This window comes from Methylomonas fluvii (assembly GCF_014850975.1).
Taxonomy (GTDB): Bacteria; Pseudomonadota; Gammaproteobacteria; order Methylococcales; family Methylomonadaceae; genus Methylomonas; species Methylomonas fluvii.
Map to the genome: position 1 here is coordinate 622,189 of NZ_JACXST010000003.1, position 14,465 is coordinate 636,653.

At 48.2% G+C, this 14,465-nt stretch carries 14 protein-coding genes; 7 read left to right on the forward strand and 7 right to left on the reverse strand.

The genetic code is table 11. The features are described 5' to 3' along the window. Positions 1–198 precede the first annotated feature (198 nt). The 3 genes from fliK (at position 199) to EBB_RS20405 (ending at position 3,652) form a co-directional block, all read left to right on the forward strand. Positions 199–1,698, forward strand: a complete 1,500-nt coding sequence (fliK, locus tag EBB_RS20395; protein ID WP_192395559.1) for a flagellar hook-length control protein FliK — start codon at positions 199–201, stop codon at positions 1,696–1,698. Positions 1,699–1,850: 152 nt separating this feature from the next. Next, positions 1,851–2,855, forward strand: coding sequence for a class 1 fructose-bisphosphatase (locus EBB_RS20400; protein WP_192395560.1), 1,005 nt, complete (start codon positions 1,851–1,853; stop codon positions 2,853–2,855). A 62-nt stretch (positions 2,856–2,917) separates the two neighbouring features. Then, the gene (locus EBB_RS20405; RefSeq protein WP_192395561.1) at positions 2,918–3,652 is read left to right on the forward strand and encodes a helix-turn-helix domain-containing protein; all 735 of its coding nucleotides are present in this window, start codon (positions 2,918–2,920) and stop codon (positions 3,650–3,652) included. A 4-nt stretch (positions 3,653–3,656) separates the two neighbouring features. On the opposite strand, the gene EBB_RS20410 is transcribed toward EBB_RS20405, so the two are convergent. Then, on the reverse strand, positions 3,657–4,421 hold the full coding sequence (locus EBB_RS20410) for an ABC transporter permease (RefSeq protein WP_192395562.1): 765 nt from the start codon (positions 4,419–4,421) through the stop codon (positions 3,657–3,659). After that, positions 4,418–5,323, reverse strand: a complete 906-nt coding sequence (locus EBB_RS20415; RefSeq protein WP_192395563.1) for an ABC transporter ATP-binding protein — start codon at positions 5,321–5,323, stop codon at positions 4,418–4,420. Before EBB_RS20415 ends, EBB_RS20410 begins: the two co-directional genes overlap by 4 nt. A 118-nt stretch (positions 5,324–5,441) precedes the next feature. On the opposite strand from EBB_RS20415, the gene ppx reads away from it, so the two are divergent. Continuing rightward, a complete protein-coding gene (gene ppx / locus EBB_RS20420; RefSeq protein ID WP_192395564.1) occupies positions 5,442–6,944 on the forward strand; it encodes an exopolyphosphatase in 1,503 nt (500 codons plus the stop codon). Then, positions 6,938–8,173 (forward strand): hypothetical protein, encoded by a 1,236-nt coding sequence (locus EBB_RS20425; protein ID WP_192395565.1) that lies wholly within the window; start codon positions 6,938–6,940, stop codon positions 8,171–8,173. The genes ppx and EBB_RS20425 overlap by 7 nt, the downstream gene beginning before the upstream one ends. Positions 8,174–8,251: 78 nt before the next feature. Here the strand turns inward: EBB_RS20425 and rpoS are convergent, their stop codons facing one another. Continuing rightward, the gene (rpoS, locus tag EBB_RS20430) at positions 8,252–9,232 is read right to left on the reverse strand and encodes an RNA polymerase sigma factor RpoS (RefSeq protein WP_192395566.1); all 981 of its coding nucleotides are present in this window, start codon (positions 9,230–9,232) and stop codon (positions 8,252–8,254) included. 484 nt (positions 9,233–9,716) lie between these two features. After that, positions 9,717–10,196 (reverse strand): DnaJ domain-containing protein, encoded by a 480-nt coding sequence (locus tag EBB_RS20435; protein ID WP_229427616.1) that lies wholly within the window; start codon positions 10,194–10,196, stop codon positions 9,717–9,719. A gap of 89 nt (positions 10,197–10,285) precedes the next feature. On the opposite strand from EBB_RS20435, the gene mobB reads away from it, so the two are divergent. Both mobB and moeA read left to right on the forward strand, forming a co-directional pair. Continuing rightward, on the forward strand, positions 10,286–10,810 hold the full coding sequence (mobB, locus tag EBB_RS20440; RefSeq protein WP_192395567.1) for a molybdopterin-guanine dinucleotide biosynthesis protein B: 525 nt from the start codon (positions 10,286–10,288) through the stop codon (positions 10,808–10,810). Further along, positions 10,803–12,047 carry a molybdopterin molybdotransferase MoeA gene (gene moeA / locus EBB_RS20445; RefSeq protein ID WP_192395568.1) on the forward strand — a complete coding sequence of 415 codons (1,245 nt, stop codon included), beginning with the start codon at positions 10,803–10,805 and terminating at the stop codon, positions 12,045–12,047. The genes mobB and moeA overlap by 8 nt, the downstream gene beginning before the upstream one ends. 99 nt (positions 12,048–12,146) lie before the next feature. Here the strand turns inward: moeA and EBB_RS20450 are convergent, their stop codons facing one another. The 3 genes from EBB_RS20450 to EBB_RS20460 are packed head-to-tail and all read right to left on the reverse strand — an operon-like array spanning position 12,147 to position 14,368. Continuing rightward, complete coding sequence (locus tag EBB_RS20450) at positions 12,147–12,875, reverse strand: DUF3581 domain-containing protein (RefSeq protein WP_192395569.1); 729 nt, start codon at positions 12,873–12,875, stop codon at positions 12,147–12,149. A 15-nt stretch (positions 12,876–12,890) separates the two neighbouring features. Further along, positions 12,891–13,214 carry a rhodanese-like domain-containing protein gene (locus tag EBB_RS20455; protein ID WP_192395570.1) on the reverse strand — a complete coding sequence of 108 codons (324 nt, stop codon included), beginning with the start codon at positions 13,212–13,214 and terminating at the stop codon, positions 12,891–12,893. Further along, a complete protein-coding gene (locus EBB_RS20460) occupies positions 13,205–14,368 on the reverse strand; it encodes a pyridoxal phosphate-dependent aminotransferase (protein WP_192395571.1) in 1,164 nt (387 codons plus the stop codon). Before EBB_RS20460 ends, EBB_RS20455 begins: the two co-directional genes overlap by 10 nt. Positions 14,369–14,465 lie beyond the last annotated feature (97 nt).

The following is a 14,465-nucleotide window of genomic DNA, read 5'->3' on the forward strand; positions in this document are numbered from 1 at the left end:
AACTTATTGCTTATTTCCTGATACGCGTGCGTTTACCTGAACAGTGGCATCTGGCTTTTATCGGCAGACTACGAAAAAGTTTGCCAAAACGCTTACCACAGCGAATCGTAAGGGTGAGTTTTTTATAGTACTCTAGCTAAACCGCGAGCATTGCAGCGGAACAAGCGTAAATCCCGATTGCGGCGAGGTGAGGATGTCATGGATATAAAGCTGCCTTTAGATGCGAAACTGGTCATGGCATTGAATAAGTCCAGTGCTTCGATTTCCGAACTTAAATTGAATCAAGTGTTAGACGCCAAAATCATCACCAACCAAGTGATGCTGAATACCCTGACTGTCAGCGTGGCCGATAAAACCATGACGCTACAGAGCCAACAGGCATTGACTTTGCCACCCGGCCAGACCTTGCAGTTGCAAGTGGTGAAACTTTTGCCGACCCCTGAGCTAAAAATTATCGCCCTGCCACCATCACAATCGCCGAATACCTCAAGCCCAACGGCGCCCGAAGCACAAATACTTAAATTATTACCCTCCCCAACCGCGACTGTTGCAGCACCTGCACTCAGCAATCCGCTGGCGACATTAAACCCGGGTGAACAGATACAAGCGCAGATTATTAATATCGGCAAACATACCTTGACGGTGCAATTGACGTCGACACAGAGCGATACCCAACAAACCCAAAGCACAGTGTTGCCTGGCGGCGAAAACCGAGTCGTGCTGGAGAGCAAACAACTGCAATGGAGCGATCCGCAGACTAAATCCGCGCTAACCGTCGGTAGCCGCATAGATTTACGAATTCTGAAGAGCGGTGAGCGCCCATTGCTGAGCGCATCATTGCCGGCACCTTCTATTGACGAACAGATAGCGACGGTGTTCAAGCAGTTGTTGCCCGTTCAAGTACCGCCGCAACAATTGCTGGCGCAACTGGCGCCTTTGATACAGCCAGCCGAAAACGATAAGACCGTAGGCGAATTGCTCAAGCAACTGGCCCACGAAATATTGCAGCAGATTCCGGACAAAACCAAGCTGTTCGAACCGGCCACCCTAAAGCAAGCCATCGCACAATCCGGCTTGTTTATGGAACGCAACTTAGTCGAGGCTGAGGCAAAACCGGCATCATTTGTGTTGCCAGACGATTTTAAATTAAAACTGAGCAAGCTGATTGCGCGGCTGGGTTTGGAACTGGCTGTGCTTAAGGATGAAAATGCGGCTCAGCAGACTGCAAGCGAACTACTGAAAGAAACCTTGCAAAAAGCCCAGGGCAATCTGGCCAAATTGACATTGGATCAACTCAATTCGCTGCCCAGGGACGATTCGCCGAAACAGGTCTGGATGCTGGAGTTACCGTTCTTTAACAAAGCCGAGCCGGAAACATTGCAGCTGATAGTGGAACAAGACAAACAAACCAACAGTGAGAACGGCCAAAAGAACTGGGTAGTGAGCATTACCATTACCCCTCCCGAACTTGCTACAATACACTGCAAGGTCTCCTGTTACGACGGCAGTATTAATACGCGTTTCTGGAGCGAGTCCACCAGCACCGTGGATAAAATCAATGCGCGTCTGGACTATTTAAGACAACAGTTCGAACAAAAAGGATTAAAACCCGGATTTATGGATGTTCAACAAGGGAAACCCTCGCAAACCCATCCGCAAACGCTCCCGCCGCACAGTCTTTTGAGCGAAAAAGTCTGATACCGGGCCGGAATGCAGCAATTGGATAAACAAATCTGCCGCGAACAGGCAAACAATTTGACCCCAACAATTTACTCGCCAAACCAGGCATTAGCCTGCCGTGGTTACCGAAATAACTTCTTACTCTAGCCGATGCCATGGAGAATTAACGCATGTCCCACCAAGTGACCCTGACCCAGTTCATCATCGAGCAGCAGCGCGGGCTGCCGGAAGCATCCGGTACGTTCACACTGCTGCTGAATAACATCGTGAGTGCGTGCAAACAGATCTCTCACCGGGTCAATTGCGGCGCCCTGATTGGCGTATTGGGCAGTGCGGAATCCGAAAACGTGCAGGGCGAAGTGCAAAAAAAGCTGGATATTATTACCAACGACATCATGGTCAAGGCTTTGGACTGGAGTGGTTCGCTGGGCGGCATGGCATCAGAGGAAATCAATGATCCGATCAAAATCCCCAAACAGTATCCAAAGGGCAAATACCTGGTGTTGTTCGATCCGTTGGACGGTTCGTCGAATATCGATATTAACCTGACTGTGGGCACTATTTTTTCGATTCTGCGCTGCCGCGAAGGCGTTGAGCCGGAAACCGAGGATTTTTTACGCAAAGGCACCGAACAAGTGTGCGCCGGTTTCGTGCTGTACGGTCCCTCCACCATGTTGGTACTAACCACCGGCAATGGCGTGAACGCTTTTACGCTGGATCAGGATGTCGGTGAGTTTATTCTCACCCATTGCAACATGAAAATTTCCGAGGAAAGCAGCGAGTTTGCCATCAATATGTCCAACCAGCGTTTTTGGGAGCCGCCGGTGAAGCGTTACATTGACGAATGCGTGGCCGGTACGGACGGGCCGCGCGGCAAAGATTTCAATATGCGTTGGGTGGCTTCGCTGGTGGCTGAAGTCTATCGTATCCTGACGCGCGGCGGCGTATTCCTGTATCCGCACGATTTACGCGATCCGTCCAAACCCGGCAAACTGCGCCTGATGTACGAGGCCAACCCGATGGCATTCATCATCGAACAGGCCGGCGGGCTGTGTTCCACCGGCCGCGAACGAATCTTAGATCTAAAACCCAGTAGCATTCACCAACGGGTGCCGTTGATTTTAGGTTCTAAATCCGAAGTAGAACGGATAGTTGCCTATCACCAACAAGATTAACCAGTCATCCGTTGCCATGTCGCCGCTTCGTCGAGAAGCGGCAAATTATCAAACCCAAAACTATGCTTTCATTGAAAACTCAAGCCCCTGAGCCGCTTAAAAATCAAGTCAGTTGCGTTAATTGCAGTCTGGATAATATTTGTTTACCGCGCGGTTTATCGCAAGCCGAAATTAATAATATCAGCCAAGTCGTCAAGGCCCGTAAAACCTTGCAACGCGGCGACTTTATCTACCGCGAAGGCGACAATTTCCGTGGCATTCTGGCGATAAAGTCCGGCAGCGCCAAGTTGGTGGCTAACGATAGCCATGGCAACGAGCACATATTAAATATTCTGTTACCAGGCGAATTACTGGGCTTCGACGGCCTATCCGCCGAAAAGCACGGCTGCGCGGCGATTGCCTTGGAAACCATGAGTTTTTGCATCCTGCCAGCTGATAACATGGAAGATTTGTTCAAGAACATGCCTAGCCTGACGCGCGAATTGTTTCGGCATACCGGTGAGAAAATGCTGGAGGACAAAAACCAGCTGGTATTGAGCAAACGGCCGGCGGAAGAGCGTTTGGCTTATTTTTTGATCAGCTTATCCGAAAGGCTGAAACGGCGCGGATTTTCGTCATCCGAATTCAAGTTGTCGCTCACCCGCCAGGAAATCGGCAATCACTTAGGCTTGGCCTTGGAAACGGTGAGCCGGCTGCTGAAAAAATTCCAGGACGATAATTTGATCGTGGTGCAGAACCGTTTTATCGCGATCAAAGATCTTACCGCTTTGCGCAATATGTTAGTGCCGTTGGAATAAGGTCCTAATTTTTAATACCGATACCTTTGTGCAACAGCAGCAAGCTCAGGGCAGTCAAGAACAGGATAAAGCCACCGGTCATCGCGAAAGCCAGTTCGATCTGGACATCGCTAACTCCGATCATGCCGTAACGGAAGGCGTTGATCATGTATAGAATCGGATTGGCCTGCGCGATTTTTTGCCAAATCCCCGGCAACATCGCTACCGAATAAAATACGCCACCCAGGTAACTCAATGGCGTCAGCACAAAATTGGGGATGATGGAAATATCGTCAAAGCTATCGGCAAACACCGCATTGATGAAACCGGCTAGTGCGAACAGAGTTGCAGTCAGCACAAACACCGCAGCGGCGATGTCCCAATGCAAAATCGTAGTATGGGTAAACATCATCGAAATCCCCGCCACCACCACGCCAACCAACACCCCACGAGCGATGCCGCCGCAGACATAACCGGCCAAAATCACATAATTCGGCACTGGTGCCACCAAGAGTTCTTCGATATGGCGCTGGAATTTAGTGGAATAAAACGAAGACACCACATTGGAATAAGAATGGCTGATCACCGACATCAGAATAATGCCCGGCACGATGTAGTCCATATAGCTGACGCCATGCACCAAGCCTATGCGGTCGCCGATCAACTTGCCGAAGATCAGGAAATACAGCGCCGTGGTAATGGCCGGCGGCAGCAGCGTTTGCGGCCAAATCCGGGTGAAACGGCGGATTTCTTTGATTAAAATCGTCGAAAAAGCGACTGAGTAATTCATTGCACCAGATCCAAAAATAATTGTTCCAGTCGATTGGACTTGTTGCGCAGGCTGAGGACTTCGATATGTTGCTCAGATAGCGCCTGAAATAAACGGTTTAGACCGTGGCTTTTCGGCACCGCCACATCCAATACGGTATCGGCGCTGAGCACAATTTCGCAGCCATCGATTAGCGGTGCTTGCGTTAAGGGGCGCGCTATATCCAATACAAAATGATCGGTTTGCAATCGGCTCAACAAACTGCTCATTGCAGACTTCTCGACGATTTGTCCATTATTGATGATGGCGATATTCCGGCACAGGCTTTCGGCTTCTTCCAGATAATGGGTAGTCAAAATGATGGTGGTGCCCTGTTTGTTGACGTCTTGCATCATCTCCCACATCGAGCGGCGGATTTCAATATCCACGCCGGCGGTGGGTTCGTCCAATATTAACAAGCGCGGCGAATGCACCATGGCTCTGGCTATCATCAAGCGCCGCTTCATGCCGCCGGACAAGCGCCGGGACACTACGTCGCGCTTATCCCATAACTCCATTTGCCGCAAGCATTGTTCGGTGCGCTGTAAGGCTTGCTTGCGCGGAATGCCGTAATAGCCGGCCTGGTTCATCACCACGCTCATGCTGGTTTCGAATTGATTGAAGTTAACTTCCTGCGGTACCACGCCAATGCAGGTTTTGGCGGCGACATTGTCTTTATCCAAGTCGTGGCCGAAGATGCTGACCGATCCGCTGGTTTTGTTGACCAGCGAACTAATGATGCCGATCAAGGTCGATTTGCCGGCGCCATTGGGACCCAACAGCGCAAAAAAGTCGCCGCGCTGGACATCGAGATCCACGCCTTTCAAGGCTACAAAGCCGTTGTTGTAAGTCTTTTTTAGGTTTTGGATGGATAAAGCCGTCATGCTCTAATGTTATAATCCCGGGCGAAGAAGTTGACGCGTTCTTTAAAAATGCGCCAATAAAGCCTTCGGATTTTATCAGAATTCACCACTTCTCAGCAGCCTGAACAGGATTAGACTCTTGCCATATCAAATACCGACCAGTGTTGCTGCCGTCGATCTGGGTTCCAACAGTTTTCACATGATTATATGCAGCTTGCATAACGGCAAATTGCAAACCATCGACCGCTTGAAAGAAATGGTGCGCCTGGCTGCGGGATTGGATCAGCATAAAAATCTCAACCAAATCACGCAAGAACGCGCATTGGCCTGCCTGGAACGCTTCGGTCACCGCATCCGGGATTTCGCACCGAACAGCGTTGCGATTGTCGGTACCAATACCCTACGCATCGCCAGAAACTCGCAGCAATTCATCAACAAGGCCGAAAAAGCCCTGGGGCATCCGATTCATATCATTTCCGGCATCGAGGAAGCGCGCTTAATTTACCAAGGCGTGGCCCACAGCCTGGGCAGCAATGCCAACAACCGCTTTGTGATGGATATCGGCGGCAGTAGCACAGAGTACATTATCGGGCGGGATGATATTGCCCACACGAAGGAAAGCCTGAACATGGGCTGCGTCACTGTTAGTCAGAACTTTTTCAAAAATGGCGAATTGACCAAAAAGGCCTTTCGTAAGGCGGTACTGTTTGCCGAGCAACATCTCGAACCTTTTCAAAACACGTTCAATTCCAAAAACTGGGAGGAAGCCATAGGTGCTTCCGGCAGCCTAAAAGCCGTCAGCAATGTGTTACAAACCATGGGATGGAGCAATAACGGCATTACCAATCAAGGATTAGAACAGTTGGTCGCCCATCTATTAAAACTGAATCGGATCGACGAAATCAGCTTTCCGGCCTTGAGTATAGAACGGCGGCCAGTGTTTATCGGCGCGGTCGCTATTGTTTATGCTACGTTCAAAATGTTGAATATTCAGCAAATGACGGTTTCGGATGGTGCATTGCGCGAAGGTCTGGTGCAGGATTTGCTGGGTAGAATTTACAACGATGACGTTCGTTCGCAGACTAGCCAGACCATTGCCGCACGTTACCACACCGACACTTCACACAGTCATCAGCTCAAAGAAACCCTACGTTACATCGTTCAGCAATTAGACGGTCACCCTTGCTTTAATGACAATCCTGCCAGTTTACAGTTTTTGGAATGGGCGGCGGAACTCCATGAAATCGGCTTTGAGATCGCCCATAGCCAGTATCATAAGCACAGCGCCTATATTATTGAAAATGGCGATTTGGCAGGATTTTCCAAACAAGATCAGCTACTACTGTCTAAGCTGGTTCGTAGTCACCGCAAAAAGCTTAATTTAAGCCGTTTTGAAGATTTGCCGTTTCCTTGGCGCCAACATGCACCGATTATGGCAGTCGTATTTCGGCTGACCGCTTTGCTGCACCGTAATCGTAATAGCAAACGCCCAGACTTTAGCATCACGATTGATCGCCACGATATAAAAATTGATTTTCCGGAAAATTGGCTGGAACAAGCGCCTCTGACGCATGCCGATCTCAAACAAGAAATGTATTACCTCAAGGAGGCCCGCTTTAATCTGATCTTCGATCAATGCTGAAATTCCTGCTGTATATTCTCCTTTCGCTGGCAATACTCTTCGTAGGCTTACTGTTTTTCGCAATCGACGATACGCCGTTGATAAAAATCCATCAGGGTTTAAACCGCGAAGACATACAGCGCGCGAAGCAGTTATTGCATGTGGCACCGGAGGAAAGAGGCCAAATTAAAACCGTTAGTTTGGACCAGAAGGACTTGAATATTGCGGTGAGTTATCTATTAAATCATTTTGCGGAAAATACGACGCAAATTCAGATTGTCGATGACAGATTGATGATTCAGATAGCGATATTTGTGCCCAAAAGCCCCTGGGGTAGATATTTGGACTTTAGTTTTAATCTACGACAGGTAGATGATGCCATTGTTATCAAGTCGTTGAAAATTGGCGAAATCTCCATTCCCGATCCAGCTGCTAACCTCTTGATTCCGGCCATCGTGCATAACACGCCGCTAGAGCAGCATTGGCAATTGTTGAGCCAATACGTCAAGAAAGTCCGCATTAGTCCGCAAGCTTTGGAAATTAGTTATCTAGGGTCCATCGTGGACGCAGCAAAGCAATTGGCTATCCAAAAACATCGGGATTACCCAAACCTGCATCGCTATCAACAGCAAATCAACGAAATCGTCAGCCAACATGACCCTAGCTGGCGCTTATCAATCACCGATTTGTTGCAACCTTTATTTTTGACGGCGTATCAACAAACACCGATGGCGGATGCCGTTCAGGAAAATCGCGCGATCATCATTGCTGTCGGCAGTTATATCTATAAACAGGACTTACGCCGCTATCTGCCGCTTGGCTTGGTTTACAGCAAGGAATATCCTGTATTTGCCTATAAGCGAGTGGATATACCTCAACATTTTATTGCGTCGGCACTATTGGCAATTCTTGATTCCTCATTACTCGGCGAGCAAATTGGTATCGATAAAGAATTGGGAGATGCGCAAAAAGGTAGTGGCTTCAGTTTCATTGATCTGACAGCGGATCGAGCCGGTACTAGATTCGGTCAAATAGCCGTAGCATCAACCGAGAAAGCGAGGGAATTACAAAGAATTATGTCTAGCACTAAAGATTATTCGTCTATTATCCCGGAGCTACAGGACTTACCGGAACATATGGACGAAGCGACGTTTGTTAGCAAGTTTCATTCGGTAGGAAGTTCTGCATACAACGAACTGATCCAACTAATTGACGACAGAATTACAGGCTTGCCGTTGTATCAATTATGAGGTTCCTCAGAAAAGACACCCAAACCAGATCTGACAAAAGTCACACTACTCTGGTTTGCCGCCGGTTAAATTTTACTATTAGCTAAAAATCGATTCGAACGAATAGCCGCTACTTTCAAGAATCTCTTTCAGACGCTTCAAGCCGTCCATCTGTATTTGTCTGACTCTTTCCCGAGTTACGCCCAATTCGAGCGCTACTTGCTCCAAAGTTGCGTTTTCGAATCCACAAAGGCCATATCTGCGACAAATGACTTCACGCTGTTTTTCGGCAAGCTGATAGACCCAGTAGGTGACGTTATTTTGAATAAAGTCGTCTTGCAAGATTTCAGCGGGATTACGGCTTTCTTCTTCGGAAATTGTCTCAAGTAGAGGTTTGTCAAAGTCCTTACCGAACGACACATCAACCGATGTGACACGCTCGTTGAGTTTCAGCATTTTACTGACGGTTTTAGCCGGTTTATCAAGATGCCGGGCGATCTCGTCGACAGTAGGCTCGTGATCGAGCTGTTGCGCTAAATTCCGTTGCGCTTTCAAATAAATGTTCATTTCCTTAACAATATGAATCGGCAGACGAATAGTTCTAGTCTGATTCATGATTGCACGCTCTATGGTCTGCCTGATCCACCAGGTTGCATAAGTTGAAAATCTGAAGCCTCGATCAGGATCGAATTTTTCAACTGCTCTGATCAATCCTAAATTACCTTCTTCGATTAAATCGAGTAAAGGGAGTCCGCGGTTTAGATAACGCCTGGAAATTTTCACAACCAGACGTAAATTGCTTTCGATCATAATTTTTCGGGCTTGTGGATCACCCTGCTGAGTGCGTCTGCCGTAGATTTTTTCTTCATCAGCAGTTAACAGCTGGGATTTACTGAGTTCATTCAGATACGCTCGAGTAGCATCGAAATTACTCTCATTTTGCGATTCGTTACTTTCTATCTCGGCCAGCTTAAACGTTTCGTTCGGATCGATTTCGACAACTTCTTCATCGACATCATCAAAAGAAATGAAATCTGGAATATCCATATCTTTAATTACATCTATCGTTTCTTCCATCATGATTAATCTCCCAGGTATTTTGGCTTGCTGAATCGTTTATTTTTATTGGTACGTGTCTCGCCAGATAACTATTAATCCCTTAAAACTATTTAAATGCAGATAAGATTGAAACCCAACAACTGGATCGAAATTGCTCACTGTCAAAACCACTTAAGTCAACAGCTCAATCTTAACGACATCATGCCTCTTCTTGTATTTTCGACTAATCTAATCGAAGGTACTAACCTTAACGGCGAGTGCCAATATAACTTTAAAAGATTTGTCTTATAAATTGAATTTACTGATATTTTTGTGGTCCACATCTCTTTTTTGATTTTTATTCACAGCAGCCTCTTAGGCATTTTTTGCGACTAAAATCAGCAAGATCAAACTAAAACCCGAACCACTTCTAAATTATGAAAACAAGAAAGTGATGCGCGTCACATATATTTAAAATAACTGCAAAAATATACAATTCTGACTAAGTTTTAGCCGAACGGACTTTTCAACGGCCTAACAAAATTTTTTTGGCTTGATTAATTTGGGCCGCCAAATAATCTGAACCGCCTCGATCAGGATGAAAGCGCGAAATGAGTTTACGGTGAGCCTGAATAATTTCTTCTTCGGTGGCGCCGGGAGTAAGCCCCAAAACCTCAAAAGCTTCCGTTGTTGTCATACCGGCTTGTCGAGATGGCCCAGGACCTGGCTTACCATATTGCGGATTGCCAGCTTTGAACCGCAACCAAATGCTATGAAGCTGCGGCGCGTACCTTAATATTATGGGCATAGAACGCACTAAAAACGCGAATATTACGCCGAATATCGCCAGCAGACCGCTAAGTTTTCCACTCAGCATCAGTACAAGCAAAATCAGCGCAACCGCAACCCAGGCCAGTTGTTTAAGTCGCTTGCTGCGCAATTCGGCTGGTAGCTTCATGAATCCCGGCAGCATTAAAACTGCCAGTACCAATGCCAACAATATCACTATTCGTATCACCCACACTCCAAACGCTTCAACCGACGAACGTCATAATAACTTAGAATACGGTCAGTTCGACAAATGTAGAGAAGTCCATGCCCCACCCTTCAGTCCTCGGCTTCGCGGCCGCCAGCGGCACCGGCAAAACCAGTTTATTGACAAAGCTTATCCCGATACTCAAAGCATATAATCTGCAAATCGGTGTGATCAAACACAGTCATCACGACTTCGAGATTGATCAACCCGGTAAAGATAGTTTTCGGCTGCGCGAAGCGGGTGCTACTCCGGTTATGCTGGTTTCCCAGCACAGGCGTGCGGTAATCACCGAATTGTCGGCAGATAGCGATATTTCACTGACTGAACAACTGACCTTGTTTCCCAATACAGGCCTGGATTTGATTTTAGTGGAAGGATTCAGGCAAGAGCGCTACCCCAAAATAGAGCTGTGCAGACCAAGCCTAGGCAAACCGCTGCTTTACCCTGAAGACCCGTCGATTATCGCGATAGCAAGCGATCAACCCCTTTTAACACCATCAGGCTTACCGTGCCTTGATTTAAACGATGCAAAGGCCATAGCCAATTTCATTATTGAAATCTTTTTGAAGCACCAACGTGACTAATATCTGCTACCCCAACAAATACGATTTATTGAGCGTCGAACAGGCGCTATTGGAAATCCGCAAAGCTATCGAGACCGTTACCGAACAGGAGCTAATCGATTTGCCCCAGGCACTGGGTCGGGTACTTTTCGATACCGTGGTGTCTCCTATAGACATTCCACCTCAACGCACAGCGGCAATGGACGGTTACGCATTTGCTGCTGGCGATGTCTCTGCCGGGCAAGCAGCTAAATTGCAAGTAATCGGCATCGCGTGGGCCGGACGGCCGTTCTTGGTACAGCAGAAGCCTGGCCAATGCGTCAGAATATTCACCGGGGCGGTAGTCCCGGAATTTGCGGACAGCGTTATTGCCCAAGAACAAATTGAAACCGATGGTGACATCGTATCACTTCCAATTGACTGGCAGCCGTATAAAAATATTCGTGCAGCCGGCAGTGACGTTAAACAGCATGAGGAATTAATTACCGCACCGAAAAAGCTGACAGCTCGCGACCTCAGCCTAATGGCCGCCGCCGGCATCGAAAAAATCAGCGTCAAACGCAAACTCAAAATTGGCTTTTTTTCGACTGGCGACGAATTGGTACCACTCGGAGAACCGCTAGCTATCGGTCAAATCTATGACAGCAACCGCTACCTATTAGCAGGACTAATATCAGACCCGAATCACACGGTCTCGGATCTGGGCATCGTCGCAGACGATCCCCTGAAACTCGAACAAACTTTCAAAAACGCAGCCCAGCAACATGACGCCATCATTTGCACCGGCGGCGCATCGGTTGGCGATGCGGATTTTGTTAAACAAACGCTGGAGAAATGCGGACAGGTGAACTTCTGGAAACTGGCGATCAAACCCGGCAAGCCGCTGGCTTTTGGCAAAATCGGCAGCTGCTGGTTTTTCGGTTTGCCCGGCAATCCTGTCGCAGTCTTGGTGACATACGAGAAATTCGTAAAACCAGGCTTGGAAAAGCTTGCCGGCGTGCCCTCCACGCAAGCATTACGCTTACGAGTTCATTGCGATAGCCCGTTAAAAAAATCACCAGGGCGGCAGGAATATCAACGCGGCATCCTGTACCAGCAGGCTGGAGGCGAATTAGCCGTCCGTCTCGCAGGCCAACAAGATTCTCATCAACTGAAAGTAGCCAGTCAGTCCAACTGTTTTATTGTGCTGGATGCTGACAGCACCGGTATGGACGCCGGGGAAATGGTGACGGTAGAGCCCTTTTCTGCGGTGTTATAGATAGACGGGGCCTTCTTCAAGGTAACTGCCGGAGTGGTGTGAGCGCTCCGGCTGGAGAACGCGTAAACCAATCAATCACGGAAACAGCGAAACGCACTGCTAAGCAGTTGCTTCGGCAAGATTTCCTAAATAACCGTGTTTTCTAGCCAGATATTCGTCTACGAATGCTTGCATCGGCTCGGCTTCATAATCGCGTAAGCCGCTGACCGCCAGTTTTTTGAACCCGGAACCGACCACTTCTTCACCGCATTTGATTTGGAAATAAAGGTAGGCAGTGGCGCGTTTGCCATTGACTTCCATTTTCGGTTCCAGCATTTCCAGACGCGGGTTGTGGAAATCCATCCGGTTTAAGCTCAAGGTCATGCTTTCATAGATCACCAAAGGCCGGTCTATATTGAACATGACTTGCTCTTTAGCCAATAAAGGCACCAACACGTAAGGAAAATTCTGCCCGGAAAACGCCACGTAGTCACGAATTAACGCTTCGATTAAAGCCGGATCGCGGATCACATCACCGGAGCGCTCGATCTGCAAATAAGTCTTGCCTTGACTGTCGGTCACATCGATTTTTTCGGCGTCATCATCGGGAAAATTCAACAACACGCCATGACCGACCATCCCGGAAAAAATGAAGTGCATGTTTTGGCTAAGGCCGTATTTGTCCAACACTAACGAGAATAATAGATCGCCCGGCACGCAAAAACGTTTTGCGTCTTCGTCGTGCAAGGGGTTGAAGTCATGAGCGACTTCCTTCGCAAACATGCTGGCCTGCGCAGCGCTGATGGCGACACTGCCATCCTGAATGGCATAGTATTCTTTTAGAAACATAGCTTTATTAGTTGTTTAGTAACGTGGAACGGACGGATCGCAAGTCACGGACCAGGCGTCGATGCCGCCCTTTAAATTGAACAGCCTTTGCAGTCCGGAATGCTGCAAAAAATTGCAGGCTTGCTGACTACGCATACCGTGATGACAAATCACCACCACGTCTCGGTCCGCAGGCACTTCGTCGAAGCGCGCGGGTATTTGTTGCAGCGGTATTAATACGCTACCGGCTATCTTGGCATAGGCAAACTCGTGGGGCTCCCTAACGTCCAGTAAAAATACCGACGGGTCGTCCTGTAAATGTTGTTTTAGCTGCTCTGGCGTGCATTGGTTTATTGGCATATGAATCTTTCCAGTCTTTGAAGCGCGGCGGCCATTCTATCGATTGAGGCGGTATATGCAAATCGAATGTGTTGGTGAGCCAGATACTGGCCAAAATCTTTGCCTGGCGTTACGGCTACCCCCTCTTGTTCGAGCAGCTGTTTAGCAAACTCAAAGCTGTCGTTGGTAAACGCACTGCAATCTGCGTAAATATAAAAGGCCCCTTGTGGTTTGCTGGCGATTTTAAATCCCAGCCGTAACAAGTTCTCGTAAAGAAAATCCCGGCGTTTCTCAAACTCGTCACGGCGGCTATGCAATTCCGCCATATTTTCAGCACTGAAACAGGCCAAAGCCGCGTGTTGTGAATGGGTAGGTGTGGAGATAAAAATGTTTTGCGCCAGTTTTTCCACGGCATCGATAAAATCTTCCGGCACAATCAGCCAACCGATGCGCCAGCCGGTCATGCCAAAAAACTTGGAAAAGCTGTTGATAATAAACACGTCGTCGCTGAACTCCAAAGCGCTGCTGACGGTTTCGCCGTAAACAAGGCCATGGTAAATCTCGTCCGAATAAAAACAGCCCCCTAGGGCTTGCGTCTGCTGAATCGCAGCGCGCAGCGCGTTGTTACCGATGACGGTGCCGGTAGGATTGGAAGGCGAGGCGACTAACACGCCTTTGCTGGCTGGCTGCCAGTGCTGTCGAATCAATTCGGCGTTGAGTTGATAAGCCGTTTCGGCGCCAACATTGACGAACTGAGTCTTACCGTCGAACAATTGCACGAAATTATCGTTACAGGGATAACAAGGATCGGCCATCAAGATTTGTTCGCCCGGATTTAAACTAATCCCAAACGCCAGCAAAAACGCGCCGGACGCGCCGGGGGTAATAAAAACCCGTTTTGGGTCAAGATTTACGCCGTATTGCGCTTGGTAGTAATCGGCGATGCTGCGCCGCAATTCCGGCAATCCGGCCGCGGCAGTGTATTTGACTTCCCTACCCTGCATGAACGCATTTCCAGCGGCTAATATTGCCGGCGGGGTTTCGAAATCCGGCTCGCCGATTTCCATGTGAATAATGTCCCGGCCTTCTTGTTCCAGTTGCTTGGCGCGCTGTAATAATTCCATCACATAAAATGAGCTGATGCCGCGCATTCGCTCGGCGACGTGGTGTTTCATGTCTAAATTCCGTTAGTAGAAAGCGCCTGCATCATAACAAACTTCTTGCTTGCCCCCGGCTATTCTGTTAAAAAGCCCCGATTTTTTTATAGACCGC